This window comes from Streptomyces lateritius (genome assembly GCF_014649715.1).
In the GTDB taxonomy this organism is placed as follows: Bacteria; Actinomycetota; Actinomycetes; order Streptomycetales; family Streptomycetaceae; genus Streptomyces; species Streptomyces lateritius.
Map to the genome: position 1 here is coordinate 187847 of NZ_BMTO01000015.1, position 19758 is coordinate 207604.

Annotated in this window: 16 protein-coding genes; 15 read left to right on the forward strand and 1 reads right to left on the reverse strand. The window is 71.4% G+C overall.

Translation table 11 applies throughout. From position 1 onward, the window contains the following. Positions 1 to 49 precede the first annotated feature (49 nt). Entirely contained in the window at positions 50 to 1864 is a 1815-nt protein-coding gene (locus IE136_RS27855; RefSeq protein ID WP_158988775.1) for a bifunctional metallophosphatase/5'-nucleotidase, read from the reverse strand. Between the two features lie 150 nt (positions 1865 to 2014). Between IE136_RS27855 and mshD the strand changes: the two genes are divergently transcribed. From mshD to pstA, 15 genes are all read left to right on the forward strand, one after another. Further along, positions 2015 to 2941 (forward strand): mycothiol synthase, encoded by a 927-nt coding sequence (gene mshD, locus IE136_RS27860; protein WP_158988773.1) that lies wholly within the window; start codon positions 2015 to 2017, stop codon positions 2939 to 2941. Between the two features lie 103 nt (positions 2942 to 3044). Then, a complete protein-coding gene (locus IE136_RS27865) occupies positions 3045 to 3431 on the forward strand; it encodes a GntR family transcriptional regulator (RefSeq protein ID WP_158988771.1) in 387 nt (128 codons plus the stop codon). Further along, entirely contained in the window at positions 3428 to 4282 is an 855-nt protein-coding gene (locus tag IE136_RS27870) for an ABC transporter ATP-binding protein (RefSeq protein ID WP_189601728.1), read from the forward strand. Before IE136_RS27865 ends, IE136_RS27870 begins: the two co-directional genes overlap by 4 nt. After that, positions 4279 to 5193 carry an ABC transporter permease gene (locus IE136_RS27875; protein ID WP_158988769.1) on the forward strand — a complete coding sequence of 305 codons (915 nt, stop codon included), beginning with the start codon at positions 4279 to 4281 and terminating at the stop codon, positions 5191 to 5193. Before IE136_RS27870 ends, IE136_RS27875 begins: the two co-directional genes overlap by 4 nt. A gap of 533 nt (positions 5194 to 5726) precedes the next feature. Continuing rightward, on the forward strand, positions 5727 to 7790 hold the full coding sequence (locus IE136_RS27880; protein WP_189601729.1) for an AfsR/SARP family transcriptional regulator: 2064 nt from the start codon (positions 5727 to 5729) through the stop codon (positions 7788 to 7790). Positions 7791 to 7969: 179 nt separating this feature from the next. Next, a complete protein-coding gene (locus IE136_RS27885; protein ID WP_158988767.1) occupies positions 7970 to 9322 on the forward strand; it encodes an iron-containing redox enzyme family protein in 1353 nt (450 codons plus the stop codon). After that, on the forward strand, positions 9319 to 9681 hold the full coding sequence (locus IE136_RS27890; protein WP_158988766.1) for a Rieske (2Fe-2S) protein: 363 nt from the start codon (positions 9319 to 9321) through the stop codon (positions 9679 to 9681). Before IE136_RS27885 ends, IE136_RS27890 begins: the two co-directional genes overlap by 4 nt. Next, on the forward strand, positions 9678 to 10781 hold the full coding sequence (locus IE136_RS27895; protein WP_189601730.1) for a class I SAM-dependent methyltransferase: 1104 nt from the start codon (positions 9678 to 9680) through the stop codon (positions 10779 to 10781). The genes IE136_RS27890 and IE136_RS27895 overlap by 4 nt, the downstream gene beginning before the upstream one ends. Next, positions 10781 to 12094 (forward strand): APC family permease, encoded by a 1314-nt coding sequence (locus tag IE136_RS27900; RefSeq protein WP_158988764.1) that lies wholly within the window; start codon positions 10781 to 10783, stop codon positions 12092 to 12094. The genes IE136_RS27895 and IE136_RS27900 overlap by 1 nt, the downstream gene beginning before the upstream one ends. A 267-nt stretch (positions 12095 to 12361) precedes the next feature. Next, on the forward strand, positions 12362 to 14632 hold the full coding sequence (locus IE136_RS27905) for an RNA degradosome polyphosphate kinase (protein ID WP_158988763.1): 2271 nt from the start codon (positions 12362 to 12364) through the stop codon (positions 14630 to 14632). Between the two features lie 13 nt (positions 14633 to 14645). After that, positions 14646 to 15716, forward strand: coding sequence for a CHAD domain-containing protein (locus IE136_RS27910; protein WP_158988762.1), 1071 nt, complete (start codon positions 14646 to 14648; stop codon positions 15714 to 15716). After that, positions 15713 to 16138 (forward strand): NUDIX hydrolase, encoded by a 426-nt coding sequence (locus IE136_RS27915; RefSeq protein ID WP_158988761.1) that lies wholly within the window; start codon positions 15713 to 15715, stop codon positions 16136 to 16138. The genes IE136_RS27910 and IE136_RS27915 overlap by 4 nt, the downstream gene beginning before the upstream one ends. A gap of 303 nt (positions 16139 to 16441) precedes the next feature. After that, a complete protein-coding gene (pstS, locus tag IE136_RS27920) occupies positions 16442 to 17575 on the forward strand; it encodes a phosphate ABC transporter substrate-binding protein PstS (protein ID WP_158988760.1) in 1134 nt (377 codons plus the stop codon). A gap of 112 nt (positions 17576 to 17687) precedes the next feature. Continuing rightward, on the forward strand, positions 17688 to 18662 hold the full coding sequence (gene pstC, locus IE136_RS27925; protein WP_158988759.1) for a phosphate ABC transporter permease subunit PstC: 975 nt from the start codon (positions 17688 to 17690) through the stop codon (positions 18660 to 18662). Continuing rightward, on the forward strand, positions 18659 to 19744 hold the full coding sequence (gene pstA, locus IE136_RS27930; protein ID WP_158988758.1) for a phosphate ABC transporter permease PstA: 1086 nt from the start codon (positions 18659 to 18661) through the stop codon (positions 19742 to 19744). The genes pstC and pstA overlap by 4 nt, the downstream gene beginning before the upstream one ends. Positions 19745 to 19758: the final 14 nt, after the last annotated feature.

Below are 19758 nucleotides of genomic sequence, written 5' to 3' on the forward strand. Positions count from 1 at the left end.
GGCACCGGACCGTGGTCCGGCACCCCTTCCGCCACTGGCGACGTACGACTTACCTGACGACCGTGATCCGGTCCGCCGCCGGCGGGGCCAGCGGGGCCGCGGCCGAGGAGTGGGCCCCCAGGTACGCGTTGAACAGGTCCAGGTCCGAGGCGCCGACCAGCTTGTTCGTGCCCTTGGCGAGCGCCGGGAAGCCGTCGCCGCCGCCCGCGAGGAACTCGTTCATCGCGACCCGGTAGGTCTTCGCCGGGTCGATCGGCTCACCGTTCAGCTTGACCGTGCCGTCCACGACCCGGTCGGCACCCGTCTTGGTCATGTCGAGGGTGTAGGTGAGGCCCTTCGAGACCTGAAGGATCTTCACCGAGGCCGCGTTCGAGCCGCTGACCTGCTGCTTCAGCGCGGCCAGCAGGTTCTCGCCGGAGAGGTCGACGACGTGCATCATGTTCGTGAACGGCTGGACGGTGAACGCCTCGCCGTACGTCACGACGCCGTTGCCCTCCTTGGCGGCGGACTCCGCCCACACCAGGTCCGAGCGGATACCGCCCGGGTTCATCAGGGCCAGCTGCGCGCCGCCCTTGTCCGCCGGGGCCAGGCCCTCCAGCTGCGCGTCCGCGATCAGGTCGCCGAGCGGCTTCTCGTACGCCGTCGAGCCGCGGCCGTTGATGTCGGCGGAGATGAAGCCCTGCGGGCGGTTGGCGATCGGGGCGGCCAGGGCGTTCCAGTCGCGGATCAGGTCCGTCATGTCCTGGGCCTTGGGCACGTCACGCGTGACGACGCGGTTGGCCGAGTCGACCGAGGCGCGCACGATGTCCTTGGTGCGGCGGTCGTACGTCAGCGTCGTGTCGGTGTAGAGCTTGCCGAACGAGGCCGCCGAGGTGACCAGGCGCGGCTTGCCGGCCGGGTCGGGCACGGTGCACACGTACGCCTGGTGGGTGTGGCCGGTGACCAGCGCGTCGACCTGCGGGCTCACGTTCTTGGCGATCTCCGTGATGGGGCCGGAGATGCCGTCGCCCGGGCCGGGGCTGTCGCAGTCGTAGTTGTAGGAGGAGGAGGCCGGGGCGCCGCCCTCGTGGACCAGAGCGACGATGGACTTGACGCCCTTGCGCTCCAGGATCTTCGCGTACTTGTTGATCGTCTCGACCTCGTCACCGAACTTCAGGCCCTTGACGCCCTCGGCGGTCACGATGTTCGGGGTGCCCTCCAGGGTCACGCCGATGAAGCCGATCTTGACGCCGTCCTTCTCCCAGACGAAGTACGGGTCGAGCAGCGGCCTGCCGGTCTTCTCGTCCGTCACGTTGGCGGCGAGGTACGGGAACGCGGCGCCCTCGAAGGTCTTGCCCTCGACGGAACAGCCGGCGGTCGGGTGGCAGCCGCCGTTCTGCATGCGGGCCAGCTCCTTGGCCCCCTCGTCGAACTCGTGGTTGCCGACCGAGCTGACGTCGAGCTTCAGCTTGTTCAGCGCGTCGATGGTCGGCTCGTCGTGGAACAGACCGGAGAGGAGGGGCGAGCCGCCGATCATGTCGCCGGCGGCGGCCGTGACGGAGTAACGGTTCCCCTGGCGCGCCTGGCGCAGATGGGTGGCCAGGTACTCGACGCCGCCCGCGTCGATCTTCTCGACGGTGCCGTCCTCGTGCGTGTGGCTGACCTGGCCCGACGAGCCGGCCGGCGGCTCCAGGTTGCCGTGCAGGTCGTTGAAGGAGAGCAGCTGGACGTCGACGGTCCGGCCCCAGCCGTGACCGCGCCCCTGGCTCTGGTCCTGGGCCGCCCCGGCCGGCAGGGCCGCGACGAGCGCGCCGACGGTCGCAAGTCCCGCGCCGACGGCGAGAATCCGCCGCCCCGCCCTGTTCTTCTTCGGTGTCGCTGACATCGCTCCCCTTGTCCCCTTGCCCCTTTTGTGGCGGTGATCGGCTCGTGGTCTGCGAGCGCAGCCTAGAGTCAACGCGCGTAGCGCAACAGGGGGTAGCCGGTTACGAGCTGGTTGCCTTTGCCCGTCCTCTTCCGCCGTAGGCTCGGAGGCATGACTTCTGACGCGGCACCGGCCCTCGAACCCGGCCGGCAGATCCACACCCTCGACGAGCTCTCCCCCGGCCAGGTCCAGGACGTACTGGACCTGCTGGAGGCGGCCGACCGCGCCGACGGCATGCACGCCGTGTCCGAGCAGGGCCGGCTGTATCTGCGTCACGGCAGGCGCGAGGGCGTGCGGCACTTCCTGCTCACCGTCGGCCCGCACCTCTACGGGTACGCCCAGCTGGAGGACACCGACCCGGTGGAGGCCCCGGCGGCCGAGCTGGTCGTCCACCCCTCGCACCGCGGTCGCGGGCACGGGCGGGCGCTCGGTACCGCGCTGCTCACGGCCTCCGGCAAGCGGCTGCGGGTGTGGGCGCACGGCGGCAAGTCGGCGGCGCGGCACCTGGCCCAGGTGCTCGGTCTGACGCTCTTCCGGGAACTGCGCCAGATGCGCCGCCCGTTGGTGCCGCTCGACATCCCCGAGCCGGTCCTGCCGGAAGGCGTCACCGTCCGCACCTTCGTGCCGGGGCAGGACGACACGGCCTGGCTGGCCGTCAACGCGGCAGCCTTCGCGCACCACCCCGAGCAGGGGTCGCTCACTCAGCGCGACCTCGACGACCGCATGGAAGAGCCGTGGTTCGACCCGAAGGGCTTCTTCCTCGCGGAGAAGGAGGGGCGGCTGGTCGGTTTCCACTGGACCAAGACGCACGCGGAGGAGCAGCTCGGCGAGGTCTACGTGGTCGGCATCCTGCCCGAGGCGCAGGGCGGTGGCCTGGGCAAGGCGCTCACGGCGATCGGGCTGCGGCACTTGGCGGGACAGGGGCTGCCGACCGCGATGCTGTACGTGGACGCGGACAACACGGCGGCGGTGACGGTGTACGAGCGGATCGGATTCGTCACCCACGAGGTGGACCTGATGTACCGCACGGAGTCCTGACACCGGCGGTCCGAACACACCTGGGGAAGGGGGCGGTTGACACCGCCCCCTCTCTTGCACCACCCTTTCACTACTTGATTAGTGAAAGGGTGGTGGAACGAACGTGCTCGAGTACCGGATCGACCGGCGCAGCGGCGTCGCCACCTACCTCCAGATCGTCCAGCAGACCAAACAGGCTCTGCGTATGGGCGTACTGGAACCCGGCGACAGGCTGCCCACCGCACGCGAGGTCGTCGAGGCCACGGCCATCAACCCGAACACGGTCCTCAAGGCCTACCGAGAGCTCGAACGCGAAGGACTCGTCGAGGCCCGTCGCGGCCTCGGGACCTTCGTCCGCGCGACGCTCGGGGCCGCCCCGGCCACCTCGCCCCTTCGGGGCGAACTCGCCGACTGGGCCCGGCGGGCCCGGGAGACCGGCCTGACGCGGGACGACGTGGCGGCACTCTTCACTTCCGTACTGGACGAACACTTCGAGGGGGACGACACGTGAGCGAGACGGCCATCGAGGCACTGGGCCTCGCCAAGCGGTACGGAAGGGGCCGCGGCTGGGCGCTGAGGGACTGCTCCTTCGCGCTTCCCGCCGGCCGGGTCTGCGCGCTCGTCGGCCCCAACGGCGCAGGCAAGTCCACCCTTCTCGCCCTCGCCGCCGGGCTGCTCAGGCCCACCCAGGGCGTGGTCCGCGGCCCCGCCCGCACCGACCTCGCCTACGTGGCCCAGGACAAGCCCCTCCACCCGCAGCTCACCGTCGCCGACACCCTCACGATGGGCCGGGAGCTCAACCCCGGGCGCTGGGACGGCGAGATCGCCGCCCGGATCGTGGAGACCCTGGACCCCGGCGCCCGCGTCCGCCGGCTCTCCGGCGGCCAGCGCACGCGCGTCGCCCTCGCCCTCGCGCTGGGCAAGCGGCCGGAGCTGCTCCTCCTCGACGAGCCGATGGCCGATCTCGACCCGCTCGCCCGCCACGAGCTGATGGGGGCCCTGATGGCCGACACCGCCGAGCGCGGCACCACGGTCGTCGTGTCCTCGCACATCCTCACCGAGCTGGAGGGAGCCTGCGACCACCTGCTCCTCCTCGACGGCGGCCGGATCCGCCTCGACGGCGCCATCGACGACCTCCTCGCCGCGCACACCCTGGTCACCGGCCCCGTCGAAGACCTCGCCCCGCACACGGTCGTCGAGTCCCGTACGACGGGCCGACAGCTCACGGCGCTCGTACGGAACGAGGGCGGCCCGGTCGAGGGCCCCTGGCAGACCACGTCCCCGTCCCTGGAGGAACTTCTCCTCGCCCACCTCCGCGCCTCGAAGACCGCGGACAGGACCCCCGAAGGAGCCTCGGCATGAGCGGCCTCGCGTTGAAGGGCCCGTACTGGGTGACGGTCCGCCAGCACCGGCGGGCGCTGTGGACGGCGGGGGCGGTCGTGCTCCTGAGCCTGGTCTGCGTGGGAGGCCTAAGCCTCTGGGACTCCCGTGTCGTGGGCACCGACCAGGACGACGGTCACATGCTCCTGAGGTGGGGCATGGATCTCTTCTCCCTGGGCGTGATCTACCTCCCGCTCCTCGTCGGCGCGTTCGTCGCGGGCCCGATGGTCGCCCGCGAGCTGGAATCGGGCACGTACAAGCTGGCCCTGACCCAGTCCGTCACGCCGGGCCGCTGGCTCGCCTCGAAGCTGGTGACGGCGGGTGCGGTCACGGTCGCCACCACGCTCGCGCTGATGGCGGTCTACGCACTGGGCCTGACCCGCGTCGCGGGCGACTACCAGTTCACCTGGGACGAGCGGGGCACGTACGAGGCGACCGGCACCGTCCTCGTCGCGTACGGTCTGCTCGCCGTCGCCGTCGGCGCACTCGTCGGCCAGCTCGTCCGGCGCACGGTGGTGGCCATGGCGGCGACCGGGGTGGTCATCGGCGTCGTACTGCTGGTGCTCAGCGTGCTCCGCTGGGACTTCCTCGCGGTACGGACGATCACCGGCCCGGTCGGCCCGAGCCTCCTCGTGCCCGACGCGGGCATGTACGTGGACTCCGGGCTCATCAGGACCACCGGGCAGCGGCTGCCCGGCTGGTACTGCCCCGAGCCGCTCGACGAGAACGGGGTGTGCCGGCCCGACGTGGACATCGCCGCCCAGTACGTCGACTACCACCCCGCCTCCCACTTCTGGCCCACCCAGTTCATCGAGACGGGCATCGTCCTCGCCCTCGCCGCCCTCGCCCTTCTCGCCGCCTTCCGCGTGCTGAGCCGCCGCCACCCCTCCTGAGCGGACCGAAAATCCGCAGGGGCCGCGCACAGGAGCGAATTCTTCGGGCCAAGGGACGGCTTTGAGCCACCCGTCGGGCCCTCTGGAGGGGCCGGGTCCCGTCCGCCCCGTCCGAAAACCGACGGGGCGGGGTGACGCCCCGTGTCCGGTCACCCGGCCAGGATTCCCCAATGTCTTGTTTGATGGCGAGATGCCATAAAGAACGCGCCATCTCTCGTGGGGGCGCGTTCGCCATTCCGCCGCCCATTGACGGGATATCCGGCGGCATAACACCACGGCCGAGTGTGAACTTTCGGCCGGTGCTCGTGCCCGCCTAGCCTGAATGTGCGTCCGGCGCATGCGCCTTCTGGCATATGCGCCGATCGCGGCACGGGGGAGGGTCTGCGTCATGCGGTCGTGCGGTTCCTGTCGTATGCGAGGTCATCGGCCGTCCTGGGGCATCCCCACGGGGCATCCGGACACCGCACACACCACCTCCTGAACCACCGGTCAACGTTCCTCTTCGTCGACGCCCGGTCCTGGAGTGATGGCCCATGTCCGACCCGCAGCACCGCCTCGCCCTGTATCTGCTCGGACCACTCCGCATCTGGCACGAGGGCCGGGAGCTCGCCGTGGGCCCGCCCAAACAGCGCGCCGTCCTCGCGCTCCTCGCCGGCCATCGGGGCACCGTCGTCAGCCGCGAGCAGATCGTGGACGCGCTCTGGGGCGCAGACGCCCCGGCCTCGGCCGCCAACGCCGTGCACACGTACGTCGCCGGACTGCGCCGGATCCTCGAACCGGAGCGCGGCAGCCGGGAGTCCGGCGCCTTCATCGTCTCCCGCGCAGGCGGGTACGAACTGCGCCTGCCCGCCGAGGCGGTGGACTCCCTGACCTTCGTCCGCCGCTACGAGGAGGCCCGGGCCCTGGCCTCGGCGGGCCGGGCCACGGCCGCCTTCGAGCGCTTCGCGTCGGCGCTCGGGCTGTGGCGCGGCGAGGCGCTCAGCGGCATTCCCGGACCGTACGCGGCCCTGGAGCGCGCCCGGCTGCGCGAGATGCGCTTCTCCGCGACCGAGGGATGGATCGCCGGTCTGATCGCCGCCGGTCGCCACGAGGCCGCCGTCGTCGCCTGCTCCGAGGCCATCGCCCAGGAGCCGCTGCACGAACGGCTACGCCATCTGCACATGCTGGCGCTCGCCCGCAGCGGCCGGCAGGCCCACGCGATCCAGGCGTACGACGACGCCAGGAGGCACCTGCGCGAGGAGCTGGGCATCGACCCCGGCCCCGAATTACGCGATCTGCACGAGCGGATCCTCGCGGGCGACATCGCCATCGACACCCCGCCACCGGTCGCGTGTCCACCGGGGAAGACGCCCGCCACCACCGGGAAACGGAATCCCTTTCCCGGGGCTCCGGAATCGTCGCTCAATCAGCTGCCGGCGACGGCCCGGGTTTTCATCGGCCGGGAATCGGAACTCCAGCTCGGTCGGCAGGGACTCGCCCGGGAGAATTCCCCGCGCGACAGCACGGCCGCAATCCTCACCGTCGACGGACCGGCCGGAGTCGGCAAGACCGCATTCGCCCTCGAACTCGCGCATGAGTGCGCGCGGGAGTTCCCCGACGGTCAGCTGTACGTCGATCTGCGCACCACCGACGACGACGGACCCCGCTCCCCCTGCGACGCGCTCGGCCGGCTCCTCCAGGGGCTCGGCGTCGAGCGCGACCGGCTCCCGCACGACCTCGAAGGACGCATCGCCCTCTACCGCGGCCTGATGCACGGCCGGCGGATGCTGCTCCTCCTCGACGACGCGGACCACGCGGGCCAGCTGCGGCCCCTCGTGCCCTCCGGCCCGTCGGCCGTGATCGTCACCAGCCGCCGGCTCCAGCGCGGACTCCTCACCCGCGAGGGCGCACGGCGGATCGGTCTGCGTCCCTTGGACCCGCGGGCCGCCGCCGACCTCTTCGTCGCCCTGGTCGGCCCCGAGCGCTGCGCCGGACAGCGCGAGGCGGTGGAGCTGCTGGCCGAGTACTGCGGACGGCTCCCGCTGGGGATCCGGATCGCCGTCGGGACCATGGCCGCCAACCCGTATCTGTCCCCGGGGGAGCTGGCCGAGCGGTACGCGGACCCGCGGACCCGGCTCGACCAGCTGAGCGTCGAGGACGACGGCGCCTCCAGCGTGCGCCGCGCCCTGGCGGCGAGCTACCTCGCCCTCGGGGAGGAGGAGGCGCGGTTCTTCCGCGCACTGGGCGCAGCCGGGGGGGGAGCCGGGTCAGGGACCGGGGCGATCGGCACCGGGGCGATCGGGGCCGGGGCGATCGGGGCCGCGGCCGCCTCCGCCCTCACGGGCGGCGACCCGGCGGCGGCCTGCCGTCGGCTCGAGGCCCTGGCCGACGTCGGTCTGCTGGAGCGCAGCGGCTCCGACGCCTACCGCTTCAACGAACTCGTCGCGATCTACGCGGCGGAGCGGGCGGCGGCGGAGCGCGTGACCGCCGACCGCGTACCGGCGGAGTGCGTGACAGCGGCCGATCAGACCGGCGCCCGTCCGACGCAGCTGCTCACGCCGATCCGGAGCGATGGCTTCCAGGGCCTCTGCCGACCGGAGGCGCTCGCCCGGCGCTGACGGCCGCCGACCGCTCGGCGAAGGCGCGGGTCCGCTCCAAGAACATGGACCGGACACTCTTCAGACCTTCTTCAGACACCCCTGCGCACAATCGCGTGCGTCACCACGACCGTCACTGTGCGAGAGCCGCCCACGAGCACCCACTCGGAGCGGTGAAGTAACGGAGGGGCACGATCACGATGACCACGAGCACCAGCCCGGACAGCGCCTTCGGCAACCTGACCGAGGAGAGCGTCCGGTACAGCCGCTTGTCACAGTTCCGCTCGACCAGCGAACCGTTCATCCCGAACAACCCGTACCACCGCCCCTTGAACCCCGAGCGCGTCGCCGAGCTCGACTGGAGCCGTCCCCTCGACGAGGAGACCTTCGCCTCCGACCGGAGCCTGCTGGCGAACCGTCTCCTCATGAACGTGTACGAGAGCGACGCGCTGTTCCTGCCCGCCGCCGGACTGCGCACGTTCGAGGACGACTTCAGCGCCTTCTACCACTCCGACAGCCGGTTGGCTGGCGAACGCATCCGCCCCCAGATGGAACGATTCGCCTTCGGTTTCCTCGACGACTCCGTCGGCGTCTCCGGTCAGTGGGACGAGGACACCCTCCGCGCCCACCTGCGGCACTCCGTCGACCAGGCCAACAGCCCGGGCTCGCGCCCGGTCTTCGACGCCATCCGCGCCGCGAAGTCGCCCCGGATCGCGGCCGGCACCCAGATCGTCCAGATGGCGCTCGACGGCCTGACCGAGGCCACCGCGATGTCCCAGAACCTCGGCGGTGCCTTCGGCCCGGAGCAGAGCGAACTCTTCAAGATCTTCGTCGACGAGTTCGGCTACGGCGTCTTCCCGGCCAAGCACAGCACCCTCTTCATGGAGCTGTGCTCGAGCGTCGGCATGGCCACGACCTCGCACCACTACTGGTTCTTCTACCTGCCCAGCTCGATCGCGATCAACAACTACTTCTACTGGGCGACCCGCAACCGCACCGGCTTCTTCCGCTACATCGGCGCGATGGCCTTCCTGGAGGCCACCTTCGCCTCCTGGTTCGGCGACCTCACCAAGGTCTTCCGCGACGTGTACGGCGACGCCGTCGACACCCGCTACTGCGACGAGCACGCCCACATCGACCAGCACCACGGCCGGATGGCCATCGACGACCTGCTCATCCCGCTCGCCCGCAAGCACGGCCCCGTCGCCGTCAAGGGCCTGTTGCAGGGCGTCGAGGAGATCCAGCTGCTGGACCGGCTGGCCGGCGCCGACCTGCTCGCCCAGCTCACCTGGGACCCGGCGCTCTCCGACGCCCCCGCCGACGGCCCGGCCGGCGTCGTCGTGGAGCTCGACAGCGACAGCGCGTTCGACACCCAGGTAGCCCCGGCCGCCACCCGCCTCCACGTCCTGGGCGGCGAGGCGCTGCTGTACACCTCCGCGACCGGCGACCCCCTGCGCGTGCCGCAGGGCAGGTCCGTCGTCGTACCCGCCGGCCGGCTCTACGGCGTACGGGCCGAGGGCCGCACGCAGCTCGCGACCGGACCGGCCGCGTGAAGGGCCGCAAGGGAGCCAAGGCGCCCGCCCAGCCCCGCGTCCGGGCGGAGTTCAGCCGCTCCGCCCACAACGCGCTCGTCGCCGGCGACGACCTGTACTTCGTGATGGAACGCGACAAGGCCGTGCACGTCATCAGCAGCAGCTGCCCCCACCGGGGCGGCCCGCTGCACCTCGGGGACGTCGACGGGGACAGGCTGCGCTGCCCCTGGCACGGCGGCCTGTTCCCGGTCGGCCGCCTCTGCGACCGCTCACACCCCTCCGTACGGGTCGGGGACACCGTCACCGTGTACCTGCCCGCCGGAGAGCACGACCCCGTCCCCGTCCACACCATGGTCCGAGCAGGAGTCGACGCGGCATGAACCTGACTGCCACGGAAAGCACCCACCTGGACCTCCTCACCCCCCGGGGCCCGGCGGACTCGGCCGACCCCTGCCAGACCCTGCTGGCACTCGGCGAGGAGGCGATGGCCCAGCGCCAGTACGAACGCGCCTACGACCTGTTCAGCTCGGCGGCCCGGTTCGACGCAGGCGCCCACCGCTTCCGCCGCGAGATCAACCGCGCCGTACGCGCCCTCGTACCGCGCTGGCACTTCGGCATGATGAACGACGCCGAACGCAACCAGGCCTACGCCAAGGCGATCCAACAGGTCGTCGGCGAAGACCAGTTGGTGCTCGACATCGGCACCGGCGCCGGACTCCTCTCGCTGCTCGCCGCCCGCTCGGGCGCGAGCCGGGTCGTCACCTGCGAAGCGGTCGACGTCGTCGCCTCCACGGCCCGCGAGATCGTCAAGCAGAACGGGTACGCCGACGTCGTCACCGTCGTCTCCAGCCTCTCCACCGACCTGCGCGTCGGGGTCGACCTGCCACGCCGGGCCGACGTCCTGGTCACCGAGATCTTCGACTGCGCGCTCCTCGGCGAGTTCGTCGTGCCCGCGCTCGCGCACGCCCGCCGGGAACTGCTCACCCCCGACGCCGTCATCCTGCCCCGCTCGGGCCGGCTGTTCGCCCAGTTCGTGGAGAGCCCCGAGCTCCACTCGCTCAACCACGTCGGGGAGGTCGACGGCTTCGACTTCAGGCCGTTCGCCTCACTGACCTCCCTGGAGTACTTCTCCACCACGCTCAGCAACTACCGGCACCGCCCGCTCACCGAACCGGTGGAGATCTTCCGCTTCGACTTCGCCCAGGACATAGAACCGACCACGCACCACGTGGACATCACCCCCCGGGAGAGCGGCAGCGCCCACGCGGTGGTGATGTGGTTCGAGCTCGACCTCGCCGAGGGCGTGACCCTCTCCAACAGCCCTTCGGACACCGGCTCCCACTGGAAACAAGCCATTCAAACCCTTCCCGAGCCCTGGAGGCTGGAGAAGGACTCCCCCCTCGGGTTCCGCGCCGCGCATGATGGGCAGCGCGTTCTGGTCGGTCCCGCGCACGCGGTCCCACACACCCGGGTGAGGTAATGGCAGTCACGAATGAGGGCCCCAAGTCCGAGGAGCGGCAGGAGAGTTCGGAGCTCCACAAGACACTGACCGTCCCCAGGGGTGTCGGCGTCGCCACCGGAATGATCATCGGCAGCGGTCTGCTCGTGCTGCCCGGTCTCGCCTACGCCCAGGTCGGCTCCAGCGCCGTCTACGCCTGGCTGGCGGCCGCCGTCGTGGTCCTTCCGCTCCTGATCGTCTTCGCCCGGCTCGGCGCCCGCTACCCGACAGCCGGCGGCGTCCAGGGCTTCGCCCAGGCGGCGTTCGGAGCACCGGGCTCCACCGCCGCGGCGGTGATCCTCATCGGTGCCTGCGCGTTCGGCGGCGCGGTCATGGCGATCAGCGGCGGCAACTACGTCGCCGCGCTCCTCGGCAACAGCGGCGCGGGCGGCTGGGTGGCCCTCGGCTACCTCGTCGTGATCGGCCTGCTCCAGGCCGCGGGCTCCCGGCTGGCCGGCGGCATCCAGTCGGCGGTCACCATCGGCCTGCTGCTGCTCCTCGCCCTCGTCGCCTTCGCCCCGGCGATGGTCGACTCCGGCGCCCTCCACGGGGAGCTGGCGCCGCCCACGCAGTGGATGGCCTCGCTGCCGGCCGTGGGCCTGGTGTTCTTCGCGTACACCGGCTGGGAGCTGGTCTCCTCCACCGCGGAGGAGTACCGCAACCCGCGGCGCGACTTCCCGCTCGTCATCGGCATCACGTTCGTCATCGTCGTCGCGCTCTACCTGGGCATCTCCCTGGCGGTGCAGCTCGTCGTCGCCCCGGACGACCCGCTGCTCTCCGAGGCGCCGGTGGTCGCCGTCCTGCAGCAGGTGCTCGGTGACGCGAGCGGCCGGGTCGCGGCGGCCCTGGGCGCCGCGATCATCTTCGCGACGCTCATGGGCGGCACCTGGGCGACCTCCCGGATCGTCTTCGCGACCGCCCGGGACGGCCTGCTGCCGGCGACCCTGGCCAAGGTCGACGCCCGCTCGGGCGCGCCCCGGCCGGCTGTGCTGCTCTCGGTGCTCATGTTCGGCGGTGTCGTTCTCGTCCACGCGCTGGGCCTGATCAGCCTGACGCGGGTGGTCGAGCTGTCGACGGTGAACTTCGTGATGGGGTACGCGATCTCGGTGCTCAGCTACGCCAAGCTGTACACGCGCCCCGGGCAGCGGCTGCTCGCGCTGGTGGCCGGTCTTCCCGTCCTCGCCATGCTCGTCGGCTTCGGCTGGGTCCTGCTCTACCCCGCGGGCCTGCTCGTCTTCGCGTTCGTGGTGCACCGGACGAAGCGGCGATCGGCGGCGCGGGAGCCGGCCGTCTGACGAAACCGCGCAACGGGAAGGGCCGGGCGGACTCCGCCCGGCCCTTCCGCTGTCTCGCGGTGCCCGCCCCGGTTTCACCGCACAACATCGCCCACGGTCGCCCGTACGACACGTCACCGTTACCGGCCATTCAGACACGCTTGCGACGCTCACGCAATGAAGCCCGCCGTGCACGCGCCCCACAAGGCGCTCCCCAAAGGGAGACTTCCCTCCACCACGGCCCGCTCCGACGCGCCCGACCACCCCTTCGCGCGGAAGAATGGGGCCATGAGCCAGCAGCCCGCCGAGGTCCCGGTCCAGTCCTCCGCCACGCCGTCCGCCCCCGAGTCCGCGCCGAACGGTGCGAACGGTCAGCCCACCGTCGGCTCCATAGCCGCACACCGCTCCCACACGGTCGCCTCCGGCCCGGTCTCGGACCTGGAGCCCGACCTCGACGCCGATCTGGACGCGTACGAGGACGACGGCGCCGAGGGCGAGCTTCCCCAAGGCCGCTTCCTCGACCGGGAGCGCAGCTGGCTCGCCTTCAACGAGCGGGTGCTCGAACTGGCCGAGGACCCGACGACGCCCCTGCTGGAGCGAGCGAACTTCCTCGCCATCTTCGCGTCGAACCTCGACGAGTTCTTCATGGTCCGCGTCGCCGGCCTCAAGCGCCGCATCGCCACCGGCGTCGCCACCCGCTCCGCCTCCGGTCTGCAGCCCCGCGAGGTGCTCGACCTCATCTGGACCCGCTCGCGCGAGCTCATGGCCCGGCACGCCGCCTGCTACCAGCAGGACGTGGCCCCGGCCCTCGCCGACGAGGGCATCCACCTCATCCGCTGGCCCGAGCTCACGGAGAAGGAGCAGGCACGGCTCTTCACCCTGTTCCGGCAGCAGATCTTCCCGGTCCTCACCCCGCTCGCCGTCGACCCCGCGCACCCCTTCCCGTACATCTCGGGACTCTCGCTCAACCTCGCCGTGGTCGTCCGCAACCCGGTCAGCGGCCACCGGCACTTCGCCCGCGTCAAGGTGCCGCCGCTCCTCTCCCGCTTCCTGGAAGCCTCCCCGCAGCGTTACGTCCCCTTGGAGGACGTCATCGCCGCGCACCTCGAGGAGCTCTTCCCCGGCATGGAGGTGCTGGCCCACCACATGTTCCGGGTGACCCGGAACGAGGACCTGGAGGTGGAGGAGGACGACACCGAGAACCTGCTCCAGGCGCTGGAGAAGGAGCTGCTCCGTCGCCGCTTCGGACCGCCGGTCCGCCTGGAGGTCGAGGAGTCCATCGACCCGTACGTCCTCGATCTGCTCGTCCGTGAGCTGAAGGTCTCCGACGCCGAGGTCTACCCGCTGCCCGGCCCGCTCGACCTGACCGGCCTCTTCGGCATCGCGTCCCTCGACCGGCCGGAGCTGAAGTACCCCAAGTTCGTCGCCGGCACCCACCGCGACCTGGCCGAGGTCGAGTCGGCCTCCGCGCCCGACATCTTCATGGCGCTGCGCGAGCGGGACGTGCTGCTTCACCACCCGTACGACTCCTTCTCGACCTCCGTCCAGGCCTTCCTGGAGCAGGCGGCGGCCGACCCGGACGTCCTCGCCATCAAGCAGACGCTGTACCGCACCTCCGGCAAGTCCCCCATAGTCGACGCCCTCATCGACGCCGCCGAGAGCGGCAAGCAGGTCCTCGTCCTCGTCGAGATCAAGGCCCGCTTCGACGAGCAGGCCAACATCAAGTGGGCGCGCAAGCTGGAGGAGGCCGGCTGCCACGTCGTCTACGGCCTCGTCGGCCTCAAGACGCACTGCAAGCTGTCGCTCGTGGTCCGGCAGGAGGGCGAGCTGCTGCGCCGCTACTCGCACGTCGGCACCGGCAACTACCACCCGAAGACCGCCCGGCTCTACGAGGACCTCGGCCTGCTCACCGCCGACCCGCAGGTCGGCGCCGACCTGTCCGACCTGTTCAACCGGCTCTCCGGCTACTCCCGCCGCGAGACCTACCGACGGCTGCTGACCGCCCCGAAGTCCCTGCGGGACGGCCTGGTCTCCCGGATCCACAAGGAGATCGCCCACCACCGGGCCGGCCGGCCCGCCTATGTCCGGATCAAGGTCAACTCGCTGGTCGACGAGGCCATCATCGACGCCTGCTACCGGGCCGCACAGGCGGGCGTCCCGGTCGACATCTGGGTCCGCGGCATCTGCGCCGTCCGGCCCGGCGTCGCCGGCCTGTCCGAGAACATCCGGGTCCGCTCGATCCTCGGCCGCTTCCTGGAGCACTCCCGGGTCTTCACCTTCGGCAACGGCGGCGAGCCCGAGGTCTGGCTGGGCAGCGCCGACATGATGCACCGGAACCTGGACCGGCGCATAGAGGCGCTGGTGCGGGTCTCCGACCCGGCCCACCGGGCGGCCCTGACCCGGCTCCTGGAGACCGGAATGTCCGACACCACCTCCTCCTGGCACCTCGGCCCGGACGGGAACTGGACGCGCCACGCGACCGATCCCGAAGGCCAGCCGCTGCGGCACGTCCAGGAGATGCTCATCGACGCGCGGAGGCGCCGACGTGCACAGCCCTGACCACGACGTCCCCATGAAAACCTCCGCGGACCTCACGGCGAGAGTCCCGGCCGGGTCCGCCGGTGGACCCCGTGGACCCGCCGGCAGACCCGCCGGAGTCACCGGAGTCACCGGAGCCGCCGGAGGAGTCACCGCGGGCGAGGTCCTCACGCCCTACCTGCAGGCACGCGCCGGCGACTTCCTGCGGGGCCTGCGCCTGCACGCCGAGAGCGGGGCGGACACCACCGGCGCGGAGGAGGCGGCCCGATCCCTGCGCGCGGCCGCCCGCCGCATCGGCGGCACCCTGCACACCTTCCGGCCGCTCCTGGACGCCGCCTGGGCCGACCAGCTGCGCGCGGAGCTGTCCTGGCTGTCCGGAACCCTGGCCCTGGAGCACGCCTGCACCTCGCGACTCGTCCGCCTGGTGGACGCGCTGTCCCGCCTGTCGAGCGGCAGCGGGCCGGTGCCGACTGCCCGGGGCGCGGGCGGAGCCGGGCTCACCGTCGGCGCCGCCCGCGCCGGCGCCCTCCTCGAACGCCAGCTCACCCTGGCCCGTACCCGAGCCCACTCGGCGGCGCTCCAGGCGCTCGGCTCCTCCCGCTTCCACGCGGTCGCCGACGCCGTCGCCCTTCTCGCCTCCGAGGTCCCGCTCGGCCCGGCCGGCACCGCCCCGGCCGTCGAGGTCCTCGACGCGCCCGCCGAGGCCGTCGAGCGCCGCCTCCTGGACGCGGTGGCCGGCCTGCCCCTGGCCCGCGCGGCCCACCCGTACAACGCCGAGGCCCTCGGCCTCGCGGCCGGCGAGGCCCAGGACGCGCCCTGGCACCAGACCCGGCTCCTGCTGCGCCTCCACCGGTACGCCTCCGAGGTCCTGCACACCCGTACCTCCCCGGACCCCGTCCTCTACGAAGCGGGACGCGCCCTGGACCGCCACCGCGACGCCGCCGAGGCGGCCACCGCCGCGGCCACGGCGGCCCGCACCCCCCGCATCGCCCCGGCCACCGCGTACGCCCTCGGCGTCCTCCACGCGGACCAGCGCCACGAGGTCGAGGCGGCCCGCTTCGCCTTCCAGAACGCCTGGCGCAGAGCGACGGCGGCCGTCCCATGACACCCCAGGAGCCGGTACGGGCGGCCGGCTGTGTCCTGTGGCGCCGGGCGCCCGGCGGCGGCGAGGGCGGCGCGGCCATCGAGATCGCGCTGGTGCACCGGCCGAAGTACGACGACTGGTCCCTGCCGAAGGGCAAGCTGAAGCGGAACGAGACGCCGCGGGAGTGCGCCGTGCGCGAGGTGAGGGAGGAAACCGGCCAGAACTGCGTCCTGGGACCCCGCCTGCCGACGGCCCGCTACCTGGCGAACGGCCGGCCGAAGGAGGTCACGTACTGGTCGGCCGAGGCCCTGGGCGGCACGTTCACCCCGACGACCGAGGTCGACCGCCTCCTCTGGCTGCCGCCCCCGGCGGCCCGTACCCGCCTCACCCAGCCGAGGGACCGTGAACTCCTCGACGCCCTCATGTCGACGACCCGGCACTGAATGCCTCCACCGCGGCACGACGCCCGCACCCACCGCGGCCCGAGCGCCCGCGGCCCCCAGCGACCGCGTCTCCGGGACCTCGCGCCCCGCCCCGCCGACCGCCCGGGGCTCCCACACCCGGGCTTCCGGCACGGTTCACTTGCCGTTCACCCTCTCCCGCAGACCGCTTCACCTGATCTGCCTAATTTCGGCCGTACAAGGTGCACGAGCACAGCGACGCACCCGCAACCCGACACACGCCGCCGTAGAACGTTCAGGACACCAAGGTCCGCGGCAGGCGGCTTCTGGAAGGAACACCCGAAAGTGAAGCTTTCGCGCAACAACGGGCTTCGCGCCTCTGCGATCGGTGCCCTCGTCGTCTCCGGCGCCCTCGTCCTCTCGGCGTGTGGTTCGGACAACAACACCTCCGCGCCGAACGGCGACAAGACGTCCGCCGCCGCGTCGAACATCAAGTGCGACGGTGCCAAGGGTCAGCTTCTCGCCGCCGGGTCCAGCGCGCAGAAGAACGCCATGGACCTGTGGGTCAAGAACTTCCAGGCCGCCTGTGAGGGTGTCGAGGTCAACTACCAGGCCATCGGCTCCGGCGGCGGCATCACCAAGTTCAACCAGGGCCAGGTCGCCTTCGCCGGCTCCGACTCCGCCCTGAAGGAAGAAGAGGTCGCCGAGTCGCAGAAGATCTGCAAGGGCGGCAAGGGCATCAACCTGCCGATGGTCGGTGGTCCCATCGCCATCGGCTACAAGCTGGACGGCGTGGACAACCTGGTCCTGGACGCCTCCACCATCGCCAAGATCTTCGACACGAAGATCACCAAGTGGAACGACCCGGCGATCGCCAAGCTCAACCCGGGCGCCAAGCTGCCGGACTCCACGATCCAGGCCTTCCACCGCTCCGACGAGTCGGGCACCACCCAGAACCTGGGCAAGTACCTCTCCACCGCCGCCCCGGCCGACTGGAAGCACGACCCGAAGGCGAAGTCGTGGCCCGCCCCCGGCGGCCAGGCCGCCAACGGCTCCTCCGGTGTCGCCACCGCGGTGAAGGACGCCGAGGGCTCCATCGGCTACTTCGAGCTCTCCTACGCGAGCGCCAACAAGATCTCCACGGTCAAGGTGAACACCGGTGCCGCCGCCCCGGTCGAGGCCACCACGGAGAACGCCTCCAAGGCCATCGCCGCCGCCAAGGTCAAGGGCACCGGCAGCGACCTGGCCCTCTCCCTGGACTACGCCACCAAGGCCGAGGGCGCCTACCCGCTCATCCTCGTCACGTACGAGATCGCCTGCGACAAGGGCAACAAGGCGGAGACCCTGCCGACCCTGAAGGCCTTCCTGAACTACGCCGCCGGCGAGGAGGGCCAGAAGGTCCTCTCCGACGCCGGTTACGCCCCGCTCCCGGCCGAGATCGCGGCCAAGGTCCGCGAGATCGTCCCCACCCTGTCCTGATCCCCGGCCGGTGCCGGTCCGTCACCCGAACCCGACGGACCGGCACCGGCATCCGGTGCACCGCCGCCAGGGGCCCGTACCTCCGTACCCGCCCCGCAGACCGGAGAGACCGATGGTGACAACGACACCACCCATACGCAACAGCCGGCGCGCCGAGGGCGCGTCCCGCCCCGGAGACAAGGTCTTCCTCGGCCTGTCCCGCGGCTCCGGCATCACCCTGCTGGTGATCATGGCCGCGATCGCGGTCTTCCTCACCTACCGCGCCGTCCTCGCGATCTCCCAGGACTCCACGAACTTCCTCACCACCTCCGAGTGGAACCCGGCCGGCCAGCCACCGGTCTTCGGCATCGCGGTCCTCGCCTTCGGCACCGTCGTCTCGTCGATCATCGCCATGGTCATCGCCGTGCCGGTGGCGATCGGCATCGCGCTGTTCATCTCGCACTACGCCCCGCGCAAGCTGGCCAAGCCGCTCGCGTACGTGGTCGACCTGCTCGCCGCCGTCCCCAGCATCATCTACGGCCTCTGGGGCGCGATCTTCCTCGTCCCGTACCTCGGCGGCCTGAACAAGTGGCTCGACGACTACATGGGCTGGACGTACATCTTCGACAAGTCCAGCGACGGTGTCGCCCGGTCCCTGTTCACCGTGGGCATCCTGCTGGCGATCATGATCCTGCCGATCATCACCAACGTGACCCGCGAGGTCTTCCTCCAGGTCCCGAAGATGCACGAAGAGGCCGCGCTCGCCCTCGGCGCCACGCGCTGGGAGGTCATCCGGATGTCGGTCCTCCCCTTCGGCCGCTCGGGCATCATCTCCGCCTCGATGCTGGGCCTCGGCCGAGCGCTCGGCGAGACCATGGCCGTGGCCGTCGTCCTCTCCCCCAGCTTCGTCATCTCGGGCCACCTCCTCGACCCGGGTGGCGGCACCTTCGCCCAGAACATCGCGGCGAAGTTCAACGAGGCCAACGAGTTCGGCCGTGACGCGCTGATCGCCTCCGGTCTCGTCCTCTTCGTCATCACCCTGCTGGTCAACGGCGCGGCCCGCTGGATCATCGGCCGCCGCAAGGAGTACTCGGGGGCCGCAGCATGAGCCACAACGCCATCCAGGACCGTCCGCCGGTGACCACCACCACCGCCGTGAAGCACGACCCGCTGCGTCACGCCCGGCTGCCGCGCTGGACCCCCTTCGCCGTCGCCGTCGGCTCGATCACCGCGGCCGTCGGCCTCGGGCTCGCCGCCGGCTGGCACAGCCGCATCCAGTGGGGCCTCGTCGCCGCGACGTTCTTCGTCCTCGCCACCTACGTGATCACCACCAAGGTGGAGGGCTCCCGGCAGGCCAAGGACCGGGTCGCGACCAGCCTCGTCTGGGTCTGCTTCATCCTGGCCGTCGTCCCGCTGCTCTCCCTCGCCTGGGTCACGATCAGCAAGGGCCTCGAAGTACTCGACCCGTACTTCCTCACCCACTCGATGAACGGCGTCCTCGACGCCGAGGCCGGCGGCGGCGTCTACCACGCTCTGCTCGGCACCATCGAACAGGTCGGCATCGCCACCCTGATCGCCGCGCCGATCGGCCTGCTGACCGCGGTCTACCTCGTCGAGTACGGCGGCGGGAAGCTCTCCCAGGCCGTCACCTTCTTCGTCGACGTCATGACGGGCATCCCCTCGATCGTCGCGGGCCTGTTCATCCTCGCCACCTGGAACCTGATGCTGGGCTTCGGGCCCTCCGGATTCGCCGGCGCGATGGCGCTCGCCATCCTGATGATGCCGGTCGTGGTCCGCTCCACCGAGGAGATGCTCAAGCTCGTCCCCAACGAGCTGCGCGAGGCCTCCCTGGCCCTCGGCATCCCGAAGTGGCGCACGATCCTGAAGGTGGTCCTGCCCACCGCGATCGGCGGCATCACCACGGGCGTCATGCTCGCGGTCGCCCGCATCACCGGTGAGACGGCCCCCGTGCTGCTCCTCGTGTTCGGTACGAAGCTCATCAACCCGAACCCCTTCGAAGGCGCCCAGTCCTCGCTGCCGCTCTACGTGTACGAGCAGTACGCGGTCGGCACCGACGCCGCCGTGGCCCGCGCCTGGGCCGCCGCGCTCGTCCTGATCGCCTTCGTCATGATCCTCAACCTGGTGGCCCGCGGCATCGCCCGCTGGAAGGCCCCGAAGACCGGCCGCTGACCGCGGCCACCTTG

Coding starts and splice junctions, on each gene's coding strand:
- IE136_RS27875 (WP_158988769.1), top strand. CDS start 4,279: ATGAGCGGCCTCGCGTTGAAGGGCCCGTACTGGGTGACGGTCCGCCAG.
- IE136_RS27895 (WP_189601730.1), top strand. CDS start 9,678: ATGAACCTGACTGCCACGGAAAGCACCCACCTGGACCTCCTCACCCCC.
- IE136_RS27915 (WP_158988761.1), top strand. CDS start 15,713: ATGACACCCCAGGAGCCGGTACGGGCGGCCGGCTGTGTCCTGTGGCGC.
- IE136_RS27885 (WP_158988767.1), top strand. CDS start 7,970: ATGACCACGAGCACCAGCCCGGACAGCGCCTTCGGCAACCTGACCGAG.
- IE136_RS27855 (WP_158988775.1), bottom strand. CDS start 1,864: ATGTCAGCGACACCGAAGAAGAACAGGGCGGGGCGGCGGATTCTCGCC.
- mshD (WP_158988773.1), top strand. CDS start 2,015: ATGACTTCTGACGCGGCACCGGCCCTCGAACCCGGCCGGCAGATCCAC.
- pstC (WP_158988759.1), top strand. CDS start 17,688: ATGGTGACAACGACACCACCCATACGCAACAGCCGGCGCGCCGAGGGC.
- IE136_RS27910 (WP_158988762.1), top strand. CDS start 14,646: ATGAAAACCTCCGCGGACCTCACGGCGAGAGTCCCGGCCGGGTCCGCC.
- IE136_RS27880 (WP_189601729.1), top strand. CDS start 5,727: ATGTCCGACCCGCAGCACCGCCTCGCCCTGTATCTGCTCGGACCACTC.
- IE136_RS27905 (WP_158988763.1), top strand. CDS start 12,362: ATGAGCCAGCAGCCCGCCGAGGTCCCGGTCCAGTCCTCCGCCACGCCG.
- pstA (WP_158988758.1), top strand. CDS start 18,659: ATGAGCCACAACGCCATCCAGGACCGTCCGCCGGTGACCACCACCACC.
- IE136_RS27900 (WP_158988764.1), top strand. CDS start 10,781: ATGGCAGTCACGAATGAGGGCCCCAAGTCCGAGGAGCGGCAGGAGAGT.